The 21,963-nt window shown below is 64.4% G+C and carries 7 protein-coding genes; 1 reads left to right on the top strand and 6 read right to left on the bottom strand.

All coding sequences use genetic code 11. The features are described 5' to 3' along the window. Nucleotide 1: 1 nt before the first annotated feature. The 3 genes from PSH86_RS18020 to PSH86_RS18010 form a co-directional block, all read right to left on the bottom strand. Entirely contained in the window at nucleotides 2–1,234 is a 1,233-nt protein-coding gene (locus tag PSH86_RS18020; RefSeq protein ID WP_116832677.1) for a porin, read from the bottom strand. An 89-nt stretch (nucleotides 1,235–1,323) separates the two neighbouring features. Beyond that, on the bottom strand, nucleotides 1,324–3,186 hold the full coding sequence (locus PSH86_RS18015; protein ID WP_163858211.1) for an ATP-binding protein: 1,863 nt from the start codon (nucleotides 3,184–3,186) through the stop codon (nucleotides 1,324–1,326). A gap of 235 nt (nucleotides 3,187–3,421) precedes the next feature. Further along, the gene (locus PSH86_RS18010) at nucleotides 3,422–5,125 is read right to left on the bottom strand and encodes an ABC transporter ATP-binding protein/permease (RefSeq protein WP_163858213.1); all 1,704 of its coding nucleotides are present in this window, start codon (nucleotides 5,123–5,125) and stop codon (nucleotides 3,422–3,424) included. 199 nt (nucleotides 5,126–5,324) lie between these two features. On the opposite strand from PSH86_RS18010, the gene fhuF reads away from it, so the two are divergent. Continuing rightward, nucleotides 5,325–6,014: a siderophore-iron reductase FhuF gene (gene fhuF / locus PSH86_RS18005; RefSeq protein WP_163858215.1), complete on the top strand. Its 690-nt coding sequence runs from the start codon at nucleotides 5,325–5,327 to the stop codon at nucleotides 6,012–6,014. 179 nt (nucleotides 6,015–6,193) lie between these two features. Here fhuF and PSH86_RS18000 read toward each other — a convergent pair whose 3' ends face one another. Genes PSH86_RS18000 through PSH86_RS17990 form a run of 3 tightly spaced genes read right to left on the bottom strand, consistent with a single transcriptional unit; the run spans nucleotide 6,194 to nucleotide 21,883 of the window. Continuing rightward, nucleotides 6,194–7,843, bottom strand: a complete 1,650-nt coding sequence (locus PSH86_RS18000; RefSeq protein ID WP_305483982.1) for a cyclic peptide export ABC transporter — start codon at nucleotides 7,841–7,843, stop codon at nucleotides 6,194–6,196. A 1-nt stretch (nucleotide 7,844) separates the two neighbouring features. Beyond that, nucleotides 7,845–11,681 carry an amino acid adenylation domain-containing protein gene (locus PSH86_RS17995; RefSeq protein WP_305483980.1) on the bottom strand — a complete coding sequence of 1,279 codons (3,837 nt, stop codon included), beginning with the start codon at nucleotides 11,679–11,681 and terminating at the stop codon, nucleotides 7,845–7,847. Then, complete coding sequence (locus tag PSH86_RS17990) at nucleotides 11,678–21,883, bottom strand: non-ribosomal peptide synthetase (protein WP_305483978.1); 10,206 nt, start codon at nucleotides 21,881–21,883, stop codon at nucleotides 11,678–11,680. The genes PSH86_RS17995 and PSH86_RS17990 overlap by 4 nt, the downstream gene beginning before the upstream one ends. Nucleotides 21,884–21,963: the final 80 nt, after the last annotated feature.

The following is a 21,963-nucleotide window of genomic DNA, read 5'->3' as shown; positions in this document are numbered from 1 at the left end:
ATCAGAAGACAAAATCAACAGCTAGGCTGATGACGTTGAGCGAGCCCCCCGACGTGAAGTCCGGTTGGGGATTGATCAACGGACCGACCGAGTTGCCCTTGAAGCGTGTGTGATCGAATTGCACTTTGGCGTCCATGTTCTTGGTGAAGTCCCAGCGCACGCCAAGGGAAAGGGTCTGCTGCCCTTCGTTCGAGCCCAGGACGGTGTTGAGGGCACCGTTGAGCTCGGCGGCAGTGCCCGCCAGGACCGGTGGCAAGGCCGATAGTGTCAGGCCCGGGCTGGAGACTTCTGTTTCGGTCTTGGAGCGCGCGTAGGTGACATAGGGGGTGAACGCTTCGATGCGGTACCCGCCGCTGATGTACCAGGCGCTGGTCCTGCCCAGGCCGGAGCGGCTGTCGAGACGGCCCCATTCACTCATGACGAACCAGTCGCCCGGATCGTAGCTGGCGCCCACGCCGAAAAAGTCGACGGGGGTGTCATCGGAGTCGTAGCGATCGGCGATGGCGATGCCTTCCGGACCGAACTCCCTGAACGTATCGAAGAGCGAGTTGAACTGCTCCAGGGTCAAGTCGGCTTTCATGTAGGTGATGCGCGCGGTGAGGGCGTCGAGCTCGGTGGTGTTGGTGATCCCCCAGAAATTTCTCGTCAGCGCCTTGCCGGCCCCGTCGGGCTGGCGGCTGTCGGTCTGGCCGTAGTGAGCCTGCACGGTGTTGGTGATTTCATCGACACGAAACCGGTAGCTGCCATCGATGCCGTCGCTGCTGGAGATCGGCATCAAGCTGTAGACCTCCATGGGCGCCCGCACCCAGGGCAGGGTGTAGCCCACTTTGCGCGTGTCGGACACCAGGAACGTCGGCAGCACGGTACGGCCAATGCGGGCGTTGAAATCCGGTGTGAACTGGTACTTGATGTTGGCCCACTCGACGAAGGGCCGGTAGCTGTTGTCGTAACGCTGCTCGGAAATGACCTGCACCACGGCCGAAAGCTGCGGGGTGACGGTGGCGGTCAGTTGGGCACCGATCAGGCTGTCGACGTCGGCGCTCCAGTTGCGCGAATGCCCTGCGCCATTGGGCTTGAAGATACTGGAGGTGAAATCGGCTCTTTTCTCGCTGGAATGGACGATCCCCACCGTGCCGAAACTGCTCAGCGAGAACATATCGGCCGCGTCAGCACTGGCGCCGCCGGCGTACAGCGTCACGACTACCAGGGCCATTGCGTTGGGCTTGTTCACCATGGGCTCAAGGTGACCTCGTTGCGTGGATGACCATTAGTCTGTTCCTTGAAACGTTGGCTGAAACTGCGCACTACCACGCAGCGAAGCGTCTAGATCGTCAATTTGAGCGTAAAGGTCGCCCCTGTTCCCGGGCCATCGCTATGGGCCTCCAGCGAACCGCCCATTTCCATGGCTGCCAGGGCGCAGCTGTGCAGACCAAAGCCATGGCCGTCCTTGCGCGTGGTAAAGCCATGGGCAAAGATCCGTGTCAGGTTCTCGGGCGCGATGCCTTCGCCGTTGTCGATGACCTTGATCACCAGGGTGTCTTCTTGGGGGATCTCGCTCTGGAGGATGATTTGAGGGGCAGACTCCGGCCGGTCATCCATGGCCCTGCTGGCGTTCTTTATCAGGTTGATCAGGATCAGCAGCACCCGGTGCTTGTCCAGTTGCAGCACGGGTGTTTCGGCCAGGTTGCGCACCACGGTGATTCGATGCGCCGCGATGATGCCGGCGTTCATGCGCAGGGCATCCTCGATCAGTTCCTTTATCTGCACGGTTTCGGCAAGGCTGGAGGTGCCTGCATATGATTGCTGGGCGGCGACGATCTCCTTGATGTGATCAACGCTTTTGCTCAGTTGGCCGAGTTCTTCGGTCATGCTCTGTTGTTCGAGCGCCAGCGCGTCCACCAGTTGGTTCAGGTAGCTGGGCAGAAGCTTGCCTTTTTCGTCGTGGGAGATGAAATCCCCAAGGTCCTCGGCATGCTCGTTCATCATTTGTACCGCCTTGCCAAGCCCCAAGGCCTTGCTAGTGCGCAGCTTGCGGGTGACCAGGTCGGCGGAGATATTCACGCTATTGAGTACATTACCTACGTTGTGCAGGACGTTGGTGGCGATTTCGGCCATGCCGGCCTGGCGTGCGGCCGCGGCCAGTTGAGTCTGGGCTTCGGCGGCGCGCAAACGGCTTTGTGCCAGTTGCCAGCTCATCCGGGCGAGCAAGCCCACCAACAGCACCAGTACCAGGCTGCCGCCCGCGGCGCGCCAGAGATAGGTTCGCGCTTGCTGGTTCACCGCGGCCAATTGTTCCTCCTCGGACAACCCCACGATCACCGCCAGCGGCAAGTCATAGAGCTGACGGGCACTGGTGTAGCGCCGCACCCCGTCCCAGCCATTGACCGAGAGCACCGCCTCGGTGTTTTCAGTGTCCGGCACCACGGCGGTGTAATCGACCGTATCACCGGCCAGTACCGTTTCCCCGGTGCGCCGCACGCGGAAGATGCCGTCGGTGCCCAGGAGTCCGAGCGCACCCTGGTCGCCGAGTTTCGAGGCGTCGTAGCTGCTGACGAAATAGGCGGCATCGACCTCGACCCTGGCGATCCCGGAAAGCCCGCCATCCGCCGCGTTGAGTCGCCGGCTGAAGCGCAAGCGCCATTCTCCGGTGACAGGGCTTTTCCATGGGTGGCTGATGGACAGTGAGTCGCTGTGCCGCAGCGTTTGCTGCTCATCCGGGTCAGCGATGTTTTCCCGGTCGTTGACCCGGCTGCTTGCCACGAGCCTGCCGTCCGGATTGACCACGCTGACGTCAAACACCAAGGCCGGCGGCAGCAAGGCCCGTTCCTGGAGGCGGCGCAGGGGATTAGGCTCACCCTCGGCTTCGTAGGTGTACTTGACCAGCTTGAGGGTTTGATCGATTTCGTGAATGGCGCGCAACATTTGCGCTTCGTAGGTGGCGCCCATCTCCAGGCTTGCCGTCGCCGCGCTCTGCTGTGCGCGGATATGTTCGACCTTGATCAGATACAGCGTCGCGATCCAGATGGCCAGCAACAGAAGCGCAGCCAGCAACGGGAACAGAATGTAGGCTTCCTTGGCCTGGTCGAAGCCGCGCCGAAACACGCCGGATTCGGTAGCGCCATCGGCCTGCGCGCGATGGACAGTGCCAGGGGCCAACCTCAGTGTCTCAGGCCGCTGGATCGGCATGATGTGCTCCCTGCATTGTTCACTACCGAAGGCTGGTGGGCCCGACACGGTTACGGCTCGAGGGGGTGTTGCTCCTGAGGGCCCGAGCGAAATCTTGGATCTGTCAGCAACTATAGACCACAAACTCTGCATGCCAATGTGCGAAGAGGGTTTCGATTGACTGGGGCACGGAGGATTTTGTGGCGAGGGGATAAATCCCCTCGCCACAAGAGGTTCAGCGTTTGTCCTGGCGGACTCACACTGCTTGCTTGACCCTTCGATGCACCCACTGCGCCTCGTCCCGCAATTCAAGGACTTGCCAATGGAAGTGCTCCAGGGAGGCGCTGTGCCCGACGCTGATCAGGATCGTGTCCGGCAGCGTCTGCTTGAGCAACTGATAGCAGCGCGCTTCGTTTGCCGCATCCAGCGCCGAGCTGCTTTCGTCGAGAAACAGCACTGTGGGACGGGCCAGCAGGGCCCTGACGAACGCACAGCGTTGCTGTTCGCCGACGCTGAGGGTTTGCGCCCAGTCCCGTTCCTCTTCCAACTGTTCGGCCAGGTGTTGCAGGCCGACTTGCTCCATGATCTGGCGCAGCGCGCCATCCTCTTCGCGGCGGGGTGGGTTGGGGTACCAGAGTGCTTCGCGCAGGCTGCCTAATGGCAGGTAGGGTTTCTGCGAAAGTGTCAGGGCCCGCTCACGGTCGTAGCCACTTGAGCCGCGAGCGTGATGCCAAAGCCCGGTAATCGTGCGGATCAGTGTCGATTTGCCGTAGCCGGACGGCGCACTGATCATCAGGCTGTCACCGGGCTTGAGGGAAAGGTTGAAGCCTTTGAACAATGGCCGACCGTTCGGTAGCCAGATGTCCAGGTCCTTGATGTCGAGGCCGCTGGCCTGCTGTTCGAGCCTGACCTGGGACTTGACCTCGACGTTGTCCAGGCGCTCCTGGAAGCCAACCAGCCGGTCGATCACCGATTTCCATTCCGACAGCTCCGGGAACACGCTCACCAGGTAGGCGATGGCCGCGTGTACTTCGCCAAAGGCCGCGCTTATCTGTGTCAGACGGCCGAGGGGAAAGGCGCCGGCAAAGAACTGTGGCGCCATGATGAACATCGGGATGACCGTCGCGCTGCGCAAGTAGAAGGTCGAGTAGCCCATGATCAGCTTCTGCTTCTTCACCAGCGCCCAGAAGTTCTCCAGCGCTGCCTCCAGGCGTTGGTTGAAGCGTTCGTTCTCCACGACTTCGCCCCGGTATTGCGCCACCGAATCAGCGTTCTCCCGCAGGCGGATGAGCGAGAAACGAAAGTCCGCTTCACGCCGCTGCTGCATGAAATTGAGGCTGGGCAGCGCGCGACCCAGCCAGAAGGCCAGGCCGGTGCCCAGTAGCGCATACAGCAGGGCGATCCACACCAGCAGTCCCGGAATGACCACCGACTGGTCGTTGAGCGGCACGCTGACGAGGCTGGAAGCCTGCCAGAGGATATGCAGGAAGGAAAACAGCGACACCACCGACGTCAACAACCCGAGGCTCAACTTGAGCGACTTGACGATAAACAGGTCGATGTCCTCGGCAATCCGTTGGTCGGGGTTGTCGACGTCGGTCTCGGTCAGCTTCAGCTTCTGGTAGCGCTGGCTGCCCAGCCATTGATCGAGCATGTTGCGGGTCGCCCAGCGCCGCCAGCGGATGGTCAGCTTCTGCTGGAAGTGGAACGCGCCCACGGTAAAGGCGGCCATGCCGATCTGCAGGAGGATGAACTGCAGGCTGCCCACGATGAAACCGTGGTAGTCCAGGGCCTGCAAGGCGTTATAGAAATGCAGGTTCCAGAAGTTGGTGAGGATATTGACGCCGACCAGGCACAGGGTCATCGCCACGGTGGCGAACAGCAGCAACAGGGCCGGGTATTTCTCCTCGGATGCCCAGAAAGGCCGCGCGAGACGCCAGAAATTGCGAAGTGTGTGCATGTGGTCTTGGTGAGCCTGGTCGCTAACGACGTTGAGTTTGCAGGGGAGGGAGGATAGGATCAGCCAATGCTAATCGTTTGCATTAATTAGGGAAAGCCACGGGAGCCCCGTTATCGAATTTCCAGAATGGCTTCACCAGGCCTGGCCGCCGATACAGCGGGTCATCCGGCAGGAACCTGGCGATCAGCCTTGCATCGCGTTGAGCCAGCTTGCCGACCCTGCGGTACTGCAACCCTTGCTGATCCGGTTTGCCTTGCGTTACCCGGGGGTGAACCGCGCTGCCGTGGTTTCACAGTGGTCGATGAACTACATGAGCATTGTCCTGCCGGCCACCTTGGCCTGTGTGCTGACGCGTGGTTGCGCGATCGAGTTCTGGGGCGAGGACGCTGTGCTGTTGCACGACGACGGCCAGCCTTCGGCGTTGGGCCTGGCCGCCGGGCTGTCGACCTTGGGCGCGGATGGCCGCGCCGTGTACTGGTCGCGGTTGGTCCATGAGCACCTGGCGCCGTTGTTCAGCACCTTGGCCGCTGCCGGTGGCCTGGCTCCGAAGATACTGTGGGGCAACTTCGTCGCCATCTGGGACGGGGCGTTCGCCAGGATGGACCCCGACCTGTCCAGGGACGGCTTCGCCGAGGCACACCAGTGGCTGGAACCGGTCACGGTCAACAACGGACGCTTGAAGTTGCGCGGCCTGCAACGCATGGTCGAATCACCGGCACCGCAGATTTGCCCATGCCTGCCCTTGCGCCGGCATTGTTGCCTGCATTACCAACTGCACGAACCGGTCGAAGGCCAACCGCCGGTACTTTGCGAATCCTGCCCCAAGCTGCACCGCCTGCCGGTGGCAGAGCAGGTGAGCTATCTGCATTACATCTATGAGGAGGGTTGAGCGCACGTTCAATCCTTACCCTCACGTGGTTTTTCTGGCACAGCAAGTCCCTGTGGGAGCGAGCTTGCTCGCGATAGCGGCGGGACAGCTTGCATCAATGCTGAATATGCCGACGCCATCGCGAGCAAGCTCGCTCCCACATTTGGGCTGGGGGTTGCCCTGGAATTGTGGGCGCACTCTCAGGTGGACAGCATTTCAGCCAGGCAGGGCGCATCAGCCTGCGGAGCGACTTCGCTGAGCTTGCCATGTTCGATGCGGATCAGCCGGTCAGCCAGGCCGAAGTAGGCGTCGTCATGGGAGATGACGATCAGTAGTTTGCCGCGCTCGCGCAGGTCCGGCAGGATCCGGGTGTAGAAAAAGTGCTTGAACACCGGGTCCTGGTCGGCGGCCCATTCGTCGAACAGGTAGCAGGGGCGATCATCCAGGTACGCACTGAGCAGCGCCAGGCGCTTGCGTTGCCCGGTGGACAGCGCCAGCGTCGTCAGCTTGCCTTCCTCGATTTTCACCTTGTGGTCCAACTGCAGGTGTACCAGGTAGTCCTGTGCCTGTTTCACCAGGTGCGGATCGTCGCCATCGAACAGGTTCTCGAACAGGCAGAAGTCGGTGAAGATCGCCGAGAAGTGCTGCCGGTAATGGTGGTTGTCGTTGCTCGAGGACACTTGCTCGTCGAGCATGATGTCGCCGCTTTCCGGCCGGTACAGCCCGGTCAGCAGCAAGGCCAGGGTGGTCTTGCCGCTGCCGTTGCCGCCGGTGATGAACACCACTTCGCCGGCATTGAGGGTCAGGTCGATGGGCCCCAGGGTGAAATGCCCGTCCTCGCGCTCGCGGTAGTAGGTGTGGGTGACCTGGCGGCACACCAGGCTGCGAACCTGGGTCGGCGAGATCATGTCGATGCTCTCGTCAGCGGTCTGCATCTGGCCTTCCAGGGCGCGGATCTTGTTCAGGGCCACGCTGGCCCGGCCGAGGGTCGGCAAGGCGTTCATCAGTTCCGACAGCGGCGTGATCATGTAGAGAATCGCCAGGATGTAACCGGTGACCAGGCTCGCGCTCAGGTCGATGAAATGCGGTGCGGCGAACAGCACCACGCCGATCAGCAGGTAGAACACCGCGTTACCCCAGTTCAGTACGAGGGCGTAGATGCTCATGCCGCGTACGAAGTCGCGACGGTATTGCTGGCTGACCGGTATCAGCAGGCGGGTGAAGAAATGTTGCCGGCGTGGGTGGTTGAGTTGCAGTTCCTTGCTGCCATCGGTGAGCAGGCGGTATTGATTGAACAACTGGTCCTTGAGCTCGCGGGCACGGGAGATCGAGGTCAGTGCCCGGCGTTGCGGCCAGTGAAAGCTCAGGCTGCCCAGGGCGATCAGCAGCAGGGTCAGGCCCAGCAGCGGCAGGCTGAGCCAGCCCAGGTAGCCGAGGCACGCGGCGATGATCCCGACATTGACCAGCAGGATCGGTACCAACTCCACCGCCTGGCTGATGGTTTGCGTATCGTCGGTGAGCATCGCCAGCAGGCGATGCTTGCCCAGGCGCTGCAATTGCGCATAGGGCGTATCGATCAGCTTGGCGCTCAGGTGCAGGCGCATGTCGTTGACCGCGGCCTGGCCCAGGCGCAGCAGGCTGATGTCGGAGATGATCCGCGACACCGCGACCAACACCACCAGGCCGGCGAAGAGCAGGCCATCCACCGGGCGCAGCTTATCGAACACCTCCAGGCTGTGGTTGATGTTGGCGATCAGGCCGGCCGCCGCGAGGCCGCAGGTCAGCCCCGTCAGGGTCGCTACCAGCAGTGCGCGCCAGGAGCGTTTAGCCATGAGTAACAACAGATCCATTTCAAACCGCTCCGTGAGTAGCAATGGCCGTGAGGCGCGCCGCCAATTGTTCATGCAAGGCGCGTTGCTCAAGGATGGTCAGGTGTTGCGCCGCGATGACCTCGCGGGTCAACGGCCCACTGCTCAGGCCTTCCCAATGCGGGTCGGTGAACTCAGCCTCGGCCAGGGTATCGCTGGCCCACCAGACATGCACCGGGCAGCTCAACCGTACGGGCTTGAACGTGGCCAGCAGATGCTGCGTATGCTGCTGATAGTTTAGCCGCGTCTGCAAATGCTCCCAACTGTCGCCATCGAGTTGCAGGCCTTGTTGCCGTGCCCACTGGACCAACTCCGCCAGGCGTGCCGCTGGGGGCAGGGCGTCCAGTTGTTCCAGCAGCGCAGCCATGATCGGCGCCGGCAACTGGCGCAACACCGCCTGGCTGTCTGGCGTCAGTGCTTGGGAGGCCGATTCCAGCAGCATTTCGACACTATCTTGCGGCGCTTGATGCTGGTACTGCGAGTCAATGATACCGAGGAACGCCACTTCCTCGCCCTGGCTTTCCAGGCGCGCGGCCGCGGCAATCGCGAGCAGGCCGCCGAGGGAGAAGCCCAGCAGGTGATAAGGCCCTTGCGGCTGCTGCTGGCGCAGGTGCTCGACATAAAGCGCACCGAGGCTCTCGATATCGCCGCCCAGCGTTGTGCTGTCGTCGGTCAGGTAGGCCGCCTGCAAGCCCCACAGATGCCAATCCGAAAGCGGCGCCAGCAGCGTGCGGTAGTCCTGCACGTGGCCGGTGGAGGGGTGGAAGCAGAACAGGTTGGCGGCTTCGACAGTGTTGGGTGCCGACAACCGCACCAGCGGCGAGAGCTTGAGCTCGGCCTGCACCAGCGCCGCAAACGCCGAGACGCTCGGGGCGTTGAACACGGCATTGACCGTTACCGGGGCCGACAGCGCGGTTTGCAAGCGACTGGCAAGCGTCACCGCCGCCAGGGAATGGCCGCCCAGCTCGAAGAAATCATCGTCGATGCCCACCCGCTCCAGGCCCAACACCTGTGCCCAGACCTCGGCGAGCAGCGCTTCCAGCGGCGTGCGCGGCAAGGCACTGCCAACCGTGTCGAGGACTTTGTCGGCCCATTGCTGCAAGGTCTTGCGGTCGAGTTTGCCGTTGCCCATCAGCGGCAAGGCTTCGACGATCCGCAGGGTGGGCAGCATGTAGTCCGGCAAGCAATCCTGGGCCTGGCCATGCAGCCTGGCGACCGTGGTCGAATGCCCGGGTGCCAGGGTCATGAAGGCGAACAGTTGCTGGCCGAGCTCGCCACGAGGAATGCATTCCACGGCGGCCTGGGTCACACCGGGAAGAGCGGTCAGTTGTGCCTGGATCTCATCGAGCTCTACGCGGAACCCACGGATTTTCACCTGGCGGTCGGCGCGCCCAGTGATTTCCAGGCTGCCGTCATGGCGATAGCGGGCCATGTCGCCAGTGCGATAGAGGCGTTCGCCAGGCAGTTGCGCCAGCTCGATGAAACGCCCGGCGTTTTGTTGCGCGTCCAGGTAACCGCGAGCCAATTGCGGGCCGGCGATATACAACTCGGCGCTTTGCCCGGGGGCGGCCAGCGCTTGCTGCTCGTCGAGCAGGTACAGGCGCATGCCGTCGAGACGGTCGCTGAGGGGCAGGCGGCGATAATCCGTGGCCGGCTCGGCTTTGTGCATCACCACGCCAACGGTGGTTTCGGTCGGGCCGTAATGGTTGAAGACCGCCAGGGCCGGCGCGAGGCTGCGAATGCTTTGCAGCAGGCGCCGCGAGCAGCTTTCGCCGCCGAGGATCAATTGCTTGCGCGGCAGCACCGCAGCGCTTTGGGCATGAATCAACCAGGCGTCGAGCAACGACGGCACGATTTTCAAGTGATCGATCGGGTACTTCGCCTGCCAGGCTGTCCAGGCCTGGGCGTCCATGGCCGTTTCCTTGTTCAGCAGGTGCAATTCGCCGCCGCTGAGCAGTGCCGGGAACAGCAACGTGTAACCCAGGTCGGCCGCCAGCGAAGTGACCACCGCACTGCGTTCGCCGGCGGCCAGTGCCAGGCGCCGGGACACGCTGGTGACATAACTGGCGAGCTGGCGATGCTCGACGATGACGCCTTTGGGCGTGCCGGTGCTGCCGGAGGTGAACAGCACGTAGGCCGCGTCCTGGGCTTGGATCTCGACGTCGATTGCCGTGGTAGGTGCTTGCTGCCAGGTCGCTTCATCCCGCAGGTCGAGGCTGCCGATGTCGGGCAACGCCGGGGCACTGCCGGCCGAACCGCTGAGGACGAAGGCGGGCTGTGCCTGTTGCAGGATGGCCAGGGTGCGTTGCGCCGGCTGATGCACGTCCAGGGGGACGAACGCCGCGCCGCTCTTGAGCACGGCGAGCATGGCCAGGACCATCTGTGCCGAGCGATCCAGGTACAACGCCACGCGATCTTCACGACCCACACCCTGGGCGCGCAGGTAATGCGCCAGTTGGTTGCTGCGCGCCTGTAACTGGGCGTAACTCAGTTGCCCGTTGTGGTCGCGCAGGGCCAGGTGCTCGGGGAACTGCGCGGCACACGCGTCGAAGCTCGCCGGCACACTGGCAAACGCCAGCGCCGCAGCGTCGAGTGGCGCCTGCAGGGCGGCCAGCGTTGCGGTGAAGCTCGGCGCCTGCACTGACAGCTCGGCCAGGGGCTTGCCGGGGTTGGCGAGGGCATCGAGCAGCAGCGACTGGAACTGCTCCAGCAGGACCCGGGCGGCTTGCTCGCTGTAGCGGCCCGGCAGGTGGCAAAGGTTCAGGCGATAGTCGCCAGCGATGGTTTCGGCTACCAGCAGCAGCTCCATGCCCGCCGGGATGGCTTGGGCGTCCAGCACCGTGAGTGTCGATGCCATACTGCCCAAGGTGTCGAGCCGATCGGGCAGATGCCCGGCCCACTGGAAACCGTACTGCGCGGCGTCGGCTGGCGGTGTCGTGCTGACAGCGCAGTATTCCTGCCATTCCGTGGCTTGCTCACAGAGTACCTGCAGGTTTGCCAGGGCCTGGGCAAACGCGCTGTCCGCCGCCGGTTGCCAGCGCAGGGGCAGGGGCTTGGCGAACAATCCCCAGCAGTCGGCGAGCTCTTCGTAGTCGTCGCGGCAATCGTGGACCCAGTTCAAGGTCAGGGCCGGGCTGTCGCCGCTGCTCAGGCGCTGCAACAGCACGCCCCAGGCCGCCATCAGCACCTGCTCGGGCGTTGCGTCGTGACGCTGGCAAAAGCTGTCCAGGGCTGTGCTCAACTGCGGATTGGCGCTCAGGCGCGTGGTCACCGGGGCGTCGGGACAGTCGCTGCGTACCTGGCGGTAGAGCAGTTCGCTGGCAGCCGGCTCATCGAGGGCCTGGCTGGCCCAGAAGCGCCGGCCAGGCTCGGCGTCTTCATCGGCCTGCAATTCGTAGAGCCAGGCGCTGTACTGGGTATAGGTCATGGCCTCGTCATCCAGCGATGGCGCATCCGTCGAGGCCAATGCCTGTGCCAAGCGCAGCAAGGTCCCGCGATCCGCGCTCAGTGCCGGCAGTTGCAGCGTCACCCGGTGCCGATCATCGCTGATCGATTGCACCTCGACGCCGATGGCGTCCGCTGCCGTGACGGTGGATTCAACCACCTGCAACGGCATCAGCAAGCCCGGCTCGGGCCGCACCCGCAGGCGCAGGGCCTCGTGGCATGCGCTCAGGGCTACGAGTCGCTGCTGCAGGCGTTCCAGGGCCAACGGGCCTTTGATTTCCAGTTCCAGGCGCACCGCTGGCAACCCCGCCAACCACTGGCTGCGTTGTTGCGGTGAGAGGGCGAAGGCTTCTTCACGTTTTTCAAAAGCGCTCATGCCTGCACCTCCACAACCGGCGACGGCTGTACTTCAGGCAGCAGCCCGGTCAATTGCTCACGACGCATCATCTGGCCCATGGCGACACAGATCTTGCGCTCGCCCTCGAAGGGGTCCCGGGCGTGAGCCACCAGCATATTGTCCAGCATCACCATGTCACCCTTTTGCCAACTGAAACGTACCGCGCAGTCCTCATAGGCCTCGCCGATCACCTGCATCACCGCGTCCTCGATCACGCTGCCGTCGCCGTAGTAGACGTTGCGTGGCAGGTGTCCGGGGCCGAACAGGCTGATCAGGTTGCTGCGCACCTCCGGTTCCAGGCAGGCAGTGTGGTGCAGTTGCACCTGGTTGAAGAACGACAGTTCCCCAGTCTCGGGATGCGCGACGATGGCCGGGCAGTGCTGGGCGATCCGCAGGTTGTCGGCCCCCAGCCATTCCCAACGCATACCCGACGCCAGGCATTGGCGTTCGACTTCCTCGCGCTGTTCGGTCTTGAAGAAGTCCTGCCAGCGCACATCCAGCTTGTCGGTGAAGTGCCGCACGTAGAGCAGCCCTTGGGTCTTGAGACGGGCGACGATGTCTTCCGGCAAACGTGCCAACACTTGCCGGCAATCGACGATGGGCGTGCAGCCGCCACGGGGTGCCGGCGTTTCGCAATAGAACCATTGCTTGCGCGGCCACTGCGGCAGATGGGAGCTCTCGTTGTGGAAGAGAATCATGTGCTGTTCCGGGTACGGCGTGGAGTGGTAGATGTTCTTGCCGGAAGTGTTTTTCGGCAGGTCGCCGTAGGTCCCGTAGAGGTCGGGCTCGATGGCCTGGGCGAACTGCTCGAAGGCGGCGGCATCCGGCAGGTTGAAACCTCGGAACAGCAGGCCGCCGTGGGTCAGCAGCTGTGCGTTGATCCATTCCCGGGCTTGCAGCGCCCAGTGCACCGGGTCCAGGTCGCCGAGCATCGGCTCGATCACCAACGGCAAGGCTTGCCCGGCATCGAGGGTGCGGGTCCGGACTTGCTCGTGGGCCACCTGGCTCACAGCGGTTGCACGGGTCTGCTTGAGCTTGCTCAGTTTCGACTGCTTGCGTGCGCTGCGAGCCGTAGCCTCGTCCAGCGCCGAATCAGGCAGGGATGGCGCACTGGCGTTGCCGCCCTCCAGGCGCCACGACCATTGGTCCAGCGCCTGAGCCGGGGCCGCGATGATCTGCTCCAGCAGGTGCTCGAAGCCTTGTTCGAGACGCTGAATGGTCTGTTCCTGCAACACGCTGGTGCGATACACCCAGCGCACGCTCAGGCCTTGTTCTTCGTCCTCCTCGACGAACACGGCGAGGTCGAACTTGCTGCTTTCCTGACGCGATACCAGATGTTCCACCTCAAGGTCCGGAAGGCTGGCATTGCCGCTGGGCGTGTTCTGCATGACGAACAGCACCTGCACCAGCGGGTTGACCCCCGGTGTACGCGGCGGCTGCAATTCCTCCACCAGTTTGTCGAACGGCACTTGCTGGTGCTGGAATGCCGCCAGGCAATCCTCGCGCAAGCGTTGCAGGCGGGCATCGAAGGTTTCGCCCTCGCTCAGGCGGGCACGGATCGGCAGCACGTTGACGAAGAACCCGATGAGGTGTTCCAGGGCTGGGTGTTCGCGGTTGGCCAGGTCGGTTCCGACGATAAAGTCGTTGGCCCCGGTGGCCCGCTGCAACAGGCTGTTGAAGGCATTGAGCAGTACCATGAACAGCGTCGCCCGTTGCTCTTGCGCATAGGCCTTGAGCACTTGCGTCTGGGCCGCGGTGAAGCGTTGTTCAAGGGCCGCGCCCTGGTAGTCGGGGCGCGCCGGGCGTGGCAGATCAAGCGGCAGCGGGATCAAGGTGGGCGCGCCGTCGAGCTGGCGGCGCCAGTAGTCGATGGCCCGTGCCAGCAGGCGCTGTTGCGCTTCGCTGCGTTGCCAGTAGGCGTAGTCGGCGAACTGGATCGGCAACGTCGGCAGCACCGGTGTCGAGCCGCTGGTGCGGGCCTGGTACCCGACGATCAGCTCTTGCATCAGGATGCCCATGGACCAGGCGTCGGTGGCGATGTGATGCAGCACCAGTTGCAGCACATGATCATCGCTGCCCAGGCGCAGCAGGTTGGCGCGCAACATCGGCGCCTGTTGCAGATCGAACGGGCGTGCGGCTTGTTCATTGATCAAGCGTTGCAGGGTTTGCCCCTGTTCCGCGCTGTCGAGGTGGCTCAGCTCGGTCGGCGTCAAGTCAACCAGCGGTGCCGGGCTGATGACCTGGCACGGTTGGTCGCCGTGGAGGTGGAACGCGGTGCGCAAGGATTCATGGCGTTCGAAGACCGCCTGCAAGGCCCCTTGCAGCGCCGCGATGTCCAGCGCGCCGCGCAGCCTGACGGTGGTGGTCATGTTGTAGGCGGCGCTTGGGCCTTCGAAGCGATCCAGGAACCACAACCGTTGTTGGCTGTAGGACAGCGGCAACGGTTGGTCGCGCGGCGCCAGGGCCATCTCGGTGTCGCCGTCGGCCTCGGTCTGGGCATCGCGCTGCTGATCCACCGCTTCGGCCAGTTGTTCGAGGGTGCTACGCTCGAACAACGTGCGCAGCGGCAGGTTCACGTTCAACCGTCGACGGATCCGCGACAACACCTGGGTGGCCAGTAGCGAGTGACCGCCGATGGCGAAGAAGTCGTCGTGCACACCGACCTCGTCCAGGCCAAGGATTTCCTGCCAGAGTTCGGCGAGCACTTTCTCGGTTGGCGTGCGCGGTGCCATGCCTTGCGCCTGTGCCGTCTCGTCCTGGGGTACACCCAGGGCGGCGAGGGCGCGACGGTCGACCTTGCCATTGGCGTTCAGTGGCAATTGCGCCAGGGCCAGCCAGCGGGCCGGGACCATGTAGCTTGCCAGTTGCAGGCCCAGGTAAGCGCTCAAGACCTGTTGCGCGGAGTCGCCGCCCAGGTCGACCGCTTCGTCGAGCACATACCAGGCCACCAGTTGCAAGGCACCGCGGGCGTCGGGCAGAGCCAGTACCGCCGCGCTGTCCACCGCCGGGTGTTGCATCAGGCGGTTTTCGATTTCGCCCAGCTCGATGCGGTGACCGCGGATCTTCACTTGCTGGTCGCGACGGCCGAGGTATTCGATCACGCCATCGGCACGCATGCGGCCGATATCACCGCTGCGATACAGGCGCGCATCGGCCTGGAACGGGTGCGGGACAAAGGCTTCGCGGGTGCGTTGCGGGTCGCGCAGGTAGCCGCGACCGACGCCGACACCGCCGATGCACAATTCGCCGGGTACACCGATGGGAACCAGGCGCAGTTCTGAGTCGAGAACGAACACCTGGTTATTGGCGGTCGGCTTGCCGATGGGCATGTGCAGGCAGTCGTCGCCCGGGGCTTGGGTGATGGGGTAGAAGGCAACGTCGTCCGAGCATTCGGCCGGACCGTAGGCGTTCATCAACGCGATGGCCGGGAAGCGGGCGAACCAGTCCCGGGCCAGGGCCGGCGGCAACGCCTCCCCGGTGGGCAGCAGCCAGCGCAGGCTCGCCAGGGTGTGATGGGGCTGGCTTTCCTGGAGCATGCCGCGAATCAGTGCCGGCACGGTTTCCAGCAGCGTCAGCCGCTGCTCCTCGACCGCATCGAGCAGGGCCACCGGGTCGTGGGCCTGGGCATCGGGAAGAATGTGCACGGTGGCGCCGAACAGCGGCGCGGCGAGGAACTGCCAGACGCTGATATCGAACGCCGGCGAAGCCGTCTGGGCAATGCGGTCGTGCTCACCCAGGCCCAGGCTCGGGACCTTGCCGAACATGTTGTTGAGCATCCCTCGCTGTTCGACCATGACGCCTTTTGGCATGCCGGTGGAACCCGAGGTGAAGATCACATAGGCCAGTTGATCAGGGTTGTGGACGTAGCTGACTGGCGGCTGTTCACGGCCTTGCCAGAGCGCCTGGGCGATCAGGCAGGTGGGTTGCTTGTGCAGCTGCGGCAGGACGTTGTCCAGCGTCGACGTCGCGTGCTCGCACACCAGCAAAAGCGGCGCTTCACCGAGGTCCAGCAGCTCCGCCAGGCGTGCGTGGGGCTGTTGGATGTCCAGGGCCTGGAACGCGGCGCCGACCTTGAGCGTGGCGATCATCATCGTCAGCAAGGCCAGGCCCCGCTCGGCGAACAGCGCCACCAGGGTTTCCGGGCCGGCACCGGCGGCTTGCAGCGCGTGGGCGATGGCGTTGGCGCGACGGTCCAGTTCGGCGTAGGTCAGCGATTGTCCCTGGCATACGGCGGCCAGGTGTTGCGGGCGGCTGCGCACTTGCTCGGCGAACAGCGCCGCATAACCGCGTTCCAGCGGGAAATCGACTGCGCTGCGGTTGCAGTCGATCTGCAACTGCCGACGTTCCGCCTCGGGCAGCATGTGCAGGCTGCCCAGGGGCGCCTGGGGCGTTTCCAGCATGCCCGAAAGCAGCTGCACCAAATGCCCTAGCATGCGTTGCACCGTGTCAGTGCTGAAGCGCTGGCTGTCGTAGGACAGGCGAATGCCCAGGCGGTCGCCGGGGTACAACACCACCGTCATCGGGAAGTTGGTGTGCACTCGGTCTTCGTAGATGTCGATGTTGAAGGCATCCAGTTGCACGCTGCTAATGTCCAGCGGCGCGTTCTCGAACACCACCAGGCTGTCGAACAACTGCTGGCCGCGCGGCACCTGACTGCAACGCTGGATGTCCACCAGCGAGGCGCTTTCGTGTTCGCGCAATTGTGCGTTGTGGGACAGCAGCGCCTGCAACCAGTCGGCCACTGGCGCCTCGGGGTCGACATCGATGCGCAGCGGCAAGCTGTTGATGAACAGGCCGACCATTTCCTCTACACCGGCCAGATCAGTTGGGCGGCCGGCGACGGTCACGCCGAACAGCACATCGCGATTGCCGCTGTAGCGCGACAGCAACAGCGCCCAGGCGCCCTGGATCCAGGTGTTGGGGGTCAGTTGGTATTGCTGGCACAGCTGCTGCAGACGTTGGGTCTGGGCGATGCTCAGGGTCTGGTCGAAGTCACCCACCTGTTCCGGTGCCTGCTCCGGACGGGCCACGGGGCTGTCCACATGCAACGGCGTCGGCTCGCTGAAACCGGCCATCTCGGCCTGCCAGAACGCGTGTGCGGCGGCCATGTCATGGCGTTCCAGCCAGCTCATGTAGCCGCGGAACGAGCGCAGGCGCGGACGGGCCACCGGCTCCTGGCGGACGATGGCCTGGTAGATCGCCAACAGGTCTTCCATCAGCAGGCCGAAGCACCAGGCGTCGGTCAGGATGTGATGGAAGCTGCGTACCACGGCGAAGCGTCGCTCATCGAGTTGGAACACCCGCAGGTGGGTCAATGGCGCGCAGGCCATGTCGAAACCTTGCAGGCGCTGTGCTTCGAGGGCCTGGTCCATCGCCTGGCGCTGCTGCGCTTCGTCGAGATGGCGCAGGTCCTGCCAGTCGAACGCTTGGTGGGTCTGGCGATACACGCATTGCAGCGGCTCGTGGTCGTCCTGCCACCAGAACGCGGTGCGCATCATCGGATGGCGCTGGAGGAACAGCTGCCATGCGGCTTCCATCGCCGGGCGTTGCAAGACCCCGTCCCAGCTGTAGCGTTGTTGCATCAGGTAGATGCCGCTGTGGGGTTGCAACAAGGTGTGCAGAAGCATGCCCTGTTGCATCGACGACAACGGGTAAACGTCTTCGATGTTCAACCAGTCCAGCGGTTCGGCCGCCAGGGTCGCCGCTTGCTTGTGGCACAGCGGGAAGGCTTGGCTGGCAGGCCGCAGGTCGGTTGCGCTAGCGAGCCCGGCGAGGTCGTTCAGGCGTTGGGCCAGGCGCGGTGCCCAGTCGGCGGCGAGGGCGCCCTGGCTGCGCAGGTGCAGGCAATCGTCCTGCCACCAGGCGTCCAGGGTCAGCGGGCAAGTCGACGTCGGCGATGGGTTTGCGGCCTCGACCTGGGCCAGGATGCCGCGTTCTTCGCGGTGGCTGTCGAGGTTGCCCAGCCAGCGAATGGCGACCGCTGCCGCTGGCAGCTCGCGCAGCGGTTCTTGCAGGTAGGTATTGTCCGACAGGTAGCGCAGGGCACCGTAGTCGACGCCGTGCTGCGGATAGGCGCGCATCTGCGTGGCCAGTGCCTGCAAGCGTTGCAGCAGGCTGTCGCCTGCGGGCTGGAGGAAGTACGGCACCGCCAGTTCCAGAGGCCCCATGATGCGCGCCGGGTCGAGGTCGGCGACGGCAATCGGCGCAGTGACCGGCAAGCGTTCGGCGTTCGGACGGGCGCCGTGCACGCTCAGCGCGACCAGGCCATCGCCGCACAGCTCACGGCATTGTTCGGCCACGGCAGCGGCCAACAGGCTGTGCCAGTCCAGTTGCAGCACCTCGCCCAGGCGCTTGAGCTCGCCCGAAGTGGTGGCCGGCAGGGCCTGCTCGATCATGCTGGCCGGCTGTTGGCCGGCAGGCAGTTGCAGCGGTTCCAGGCCAGCGTATTGCAGCCAGTGCTCCCAGGCGTCATCCAGGGCATCGCCCTGGGCATGGGCCTGCTGGTGCCGCGTCCACTGGGTGAAATCACCACCGGTGTAGGACAGGCGCACCGGGCGTTGATAGCGCAACTGCGCCAGGGCCAGGTTGAGGTCCGTCAGCAGCAGCGACCAGGACGCTTCGTCCAGGCACAGCGGATGAGCGGCCAGCAGCAGGGAATACTTGCCGTCCACTTCCAGCAGGCTGGCATGCAGGGTTTGGCCGGCATCCAAGTCCAGTCCATCGACACCGGCCTGGGCCAGGGCTTGCAGTTGCGCCGGGGCGCAGGTTGCAAGTTTTTCGATGGTGATGACCGGGGCCTTGGCCGCGACCAGTACCCGTTGCTGCCACTCGCCCTCCGGCAGGGCCTTGAGCGCCAGGCGCAGGGCCTGATGGTGTTGCTGCAAGGCGACGATAGCCTGGGTCAGCAGTTCGCTGTCGATGGCCTGGGTCAGCGCCACGCAACGCCAAGTCGCGTGCAGCGGTCCTTGTTGCAGGCGCGCCAGTTGCCCGGCGGCCAGCGGCAGGTCATAGCCATCGGCAATGGCTTGCGCGACGCCTTGGTTGGCATCGGCGCCCAGCACCCGGGCGATGTCGGCAATGGTGCGGTTCTCGAAGAGCTGACGCGGGGTGAGTTTCAGCCCCTGCTGGTTGGCGCGGGCGATGATCTGCAAGTTGATGATCGAGTCGCCGCCCAGGGCGAAGAAGTTGTCATGCACGCCGACACGTTCAAGCTTCAGGACCTCCTGCCAGATAGCGGCCAACTGCGCTTCGACCTCATTGCGCGGGGCCACGTGGGTGGCGCTGTCGTCCGTGGGTTTTTGCGGGAGCGGCAAGCGCTGTACATCGACCTTGCCGTTGCGGGTCAGGGGCAGTTCATCGAGGGTGATGAAGTGCGCCGGCACCATGTAGTCCGGCACCCGCGCAGCGAGGTCGTTACGCAGTTTCGTGGCGGACAGCGATTGGCTGGCGACCAGGTAGGCCACCAGGCGCAGGCTGCCGTCCAGTTCCACGGCACGGACCAGCGCCTGTTCGATCAGTGGCGACAGGCGCTTGAGCTGCGCCTCGACTTCGCCCAGCTCCAGGCGGTTGCCACGGATCTTGACCTGGCTGTCGACCCGGCCGAGGAATGCCAATTGACCGTCCACTTGCCAGCGCACGCGGTCGCCGGTGCGGTACCAGCGTTGCTGATCGGCGTCGAGGTGGAAGCGCTCGGCGGTCAGGTCCGGGCGGTGCAGGTAACCCCGGGCCAGGGCGCCGTTGATCAGCAGCTCACCGGACACTCCGGTGGGCACCAGGCGACCCTTGGCATCCACCACTTGCAGTTGGCGGTTGGGCAGCGGGCGGCCGAGGGCAATGCTGCGCAGGCCGGCGGGCAGCTCGGTGGCAATCGCCCCCACCGTCGCTTCGCTCGGCCCATAGTGGTTGAACACCCGCAGCCCGGGTGCCAGGCGGTTGACCTGTTCCAACAGCGCCGGGCTGAGGGCGTCGCCACCGAAGACCAGCAGGGCGCGAGGCAACAGGCGGGCATCGGGCAGTGCCTGCAACAGGCCGGCCAGGTGGCTTGGGGTGATCTTCAGCACATCCACTGGGTGTTGGTCGAAGAGTTCGGCCAGTGCCAGGGGGCTGAAACCGCTGTCTTCATCCACCAGCAACAGGCTGGCGCCGCTGCACAGGGCGCCGAACAGTTGGGTGTGGCCCAGGTCGGCGGCGATGCTGGACAGCAAGCCGTAGCGGGCCGCCAGCGGTGGGTTGAGCACCGCGTGCACCGCCGTCAGGTAATCGACGATGGACTGGTGCTCGACCACTACACCCTTGGGAGTGCCGGTGGAGCCCGAGGTGTAGATCACATAGGCGGCGTCAGTCGGGCTGTGGGCCACGGCCGGTGGGGTGTCTGGCTGGGAGGCGATGGCGTCGGCCTGTTCCGCCAGCCACAGCGTCGGCGTGTGCTCGGCCAGGCCTTTGAGCAGGGGCGAGGCGGCGGCGCCGATCAGCAGCGCGGCGCGGCTGTCCACCAGCACGTCGGCCAGGCGTCCGGCGGGTTGCTTGAGGTCCAGCGGCAGATAGGCGGCGCCGGCCTTGAGGGTGGCCAGTAGGGCAACCACGAACTCGGCGCTGCGTTCCAGGGCCAGGGCCACGACGCTGTCGTGGCCGATGCCCTGGGCGCGCAAATACTGGCTGAGGCGGTTGGCCTGCTGGTCCAGTTCCCGGTAGGTCAGGGCGACCTGGCGGTCCTGGACTGCCAATTGTTCCGGATGGGCGGCCACTTGTTGTTCAAAGCGTTGGTGCAGGCACGCAGCGGGTACCGGCAATTGCACGCCGCGACCCTGCACGAGCAGTTGCTGGCGTTCTTCAGGGCTCAGCCACTCCAGCTCGCTGACCCGGCTATGCGCTTGCGCCGTCATGGCCAACAGGATGGCGCGCAATTGTGCCGACAGCACCGCGACCTCGGCATCGCTGAAGCGACGGCGGTCGTAGCTGATCAGGTAGTGCAGTTGTTTGTCCGGCACCACGATCAGCGACAGCGGAAAGTGGTTGCGGCCTTGGGTGTGGGTGATGCCATCGACCTGCTGGTCGTTGCTCGGGGCACTGAAGCTCAAGCCACCGGTGTCCTGGTTGAGCGCATCGGTGACCGGGAAGTTCTCGAACACCAGGATTGAGTCGAACAGCGCCTGTTCCGCGGCGATGCGGGTCATTGACTTGAGCTTGCCCAGCGGCAGGTAGGCGTGGTGGCGCACATCGCTGTTGGCTTGCTGCAAGCGTTGCAGCCAGTCCACCAGCGTCGGTTCGTCAGCCCATTGCACGCGCAGCGGCAAGGTGTTGATGAACAGGCCGACGGTGCTGTCCACCGCCGCCAGGTTCTCCGGACGGCCGGCGACGGTGACGCCATAGACCACGTCGTCACGCCCGGCATGTTGGCCCAGCAGCAATGCCCAGGCGCCCTGGATCAGCGTGTTGAGGGTCAGGTCATGCTGGCGGGCGAAGTGCGCCAGTTGCTCGGTTTCGCTGGCGGCCAGCAGGCTTTCCCGTTCGGCGAACGGTGCCCCTGCCGGGGCTGGCTGGCGCACGGCGAAGGTGGGCAGCGGGGTCGGCTCGCTCACGTCCTGCAACTGCTCGCGCCAGAAGCCTTCGGTGGCGGCCATGTCCTGTTCCGCCAGCCAGGCGATGTAGTCCCGGTAAGGACGGGTCGGTGCCAGGTTGGCAGGGCGGCCATGGGCTTGTTCGTAGTACAGCGCCAGCCACTCCTGGACGGCGATGCCGACGCTCCAGCCGTCCATGAGAATGTGATGGAAGGTCCAGATCAGGTGCCAGCGCTCGGGGGCCAGGCGTACCAGGCACACGCGCATCAGCGGCGAGTCATTGAGCTCCAGGGGTTGCGCCCGTTGTTCCAGCGCCAACTGTTCCAGCGCGGCCTGGGGCTCGACGCGGTCCTGCCAGTCCAGTTCAGTCAGGGGCAATGGCACTTCCTGTTGCGCCACCTGATAGGCATCGTCCAGTTCTTCCCAGAGAAAAGCACTGCGCAGCACCGCGTGGCGCTGCATCAACGCCTGCCAGGCGCCGCGAAACGCGCTCAGTTGCAGCGGGCCGTTCATGTCCAGGCTCAATTGCTGGTAATAGACCCGCGAATCCGGTTCATAGACGCTGTGGAACAACAGGCCGTGCTGGGTCGGCGAAAGGGAGTAGATGTCTTCGATGTTGTTCATGCTTGCTTGGTCCATTTCAAAGTCTTGAAAACTCAAGTGAGTCGATCAAGGCGCCGCGCCGGTCTCAGACCTGTGCGGGC

The organism is Pseudomonas sp. FP2300, assembly GCF_030687595.1.
GTDB lineage: Bacteria > Pseudomonadota > Gammaproteobacteria > Pseudomonadales > Pseudomonadaceae > Aquipseudomonas > Aquipseudomonas bijieensis.
Note: the sequence above shows the minus strand (reverse complement) of the source record. Positions and strands in the feature narration are given on the sequence as shown.

Excerpts from the sequence above, each read along its gene's own strand:
- PSH86_RS18020 (WP_116832677.1), bottom strand. The coding sequence starts at position 1,234 with ATGGTGAACAAGCCCAACGCAATGGCCCTGGTAGTCGTGACGCTGTAC.
- PSH86_RS18015 (WP_163858211.1), bottom strand. The coding sequence starts at position 3,186 with ATGCCGATCCAGCGGCCTGAGACACTGAGGTTGGCCCCTGGCACTGTC.
- PSH86_RS18010 (WP_163858213.1), bottom strand. The coding sequence starts at position 5,125 with ATGCACACACTTCGCAATTTCTGGCGTCTCGCGCGGCCTTTCTGGGCA.
- PSH86_RS18000 (WP_305483982.1), bottom strand. The coding sequence starts at position 7,843 with ATGGATCTGTTGTTACTCATGGCTAAACGCTCCTGGCGCGCACTGCTG.
- PSH86_RS17995 (WP_305483980.1), bottom strand. The coding sequence starts at position 11,681 with ATGAGCGCTTTTGAAAAACGTGAAGAAGCCTTCGCCCTCTCACCGCAA.
- PSH86_RS17990 (WP_305483978.1), bottom strand. The coding sequence starts at position 21,883 with ATGAACAACATCGAAGACATCTACTCCCTTTCGCCGACCCAGCACGGC.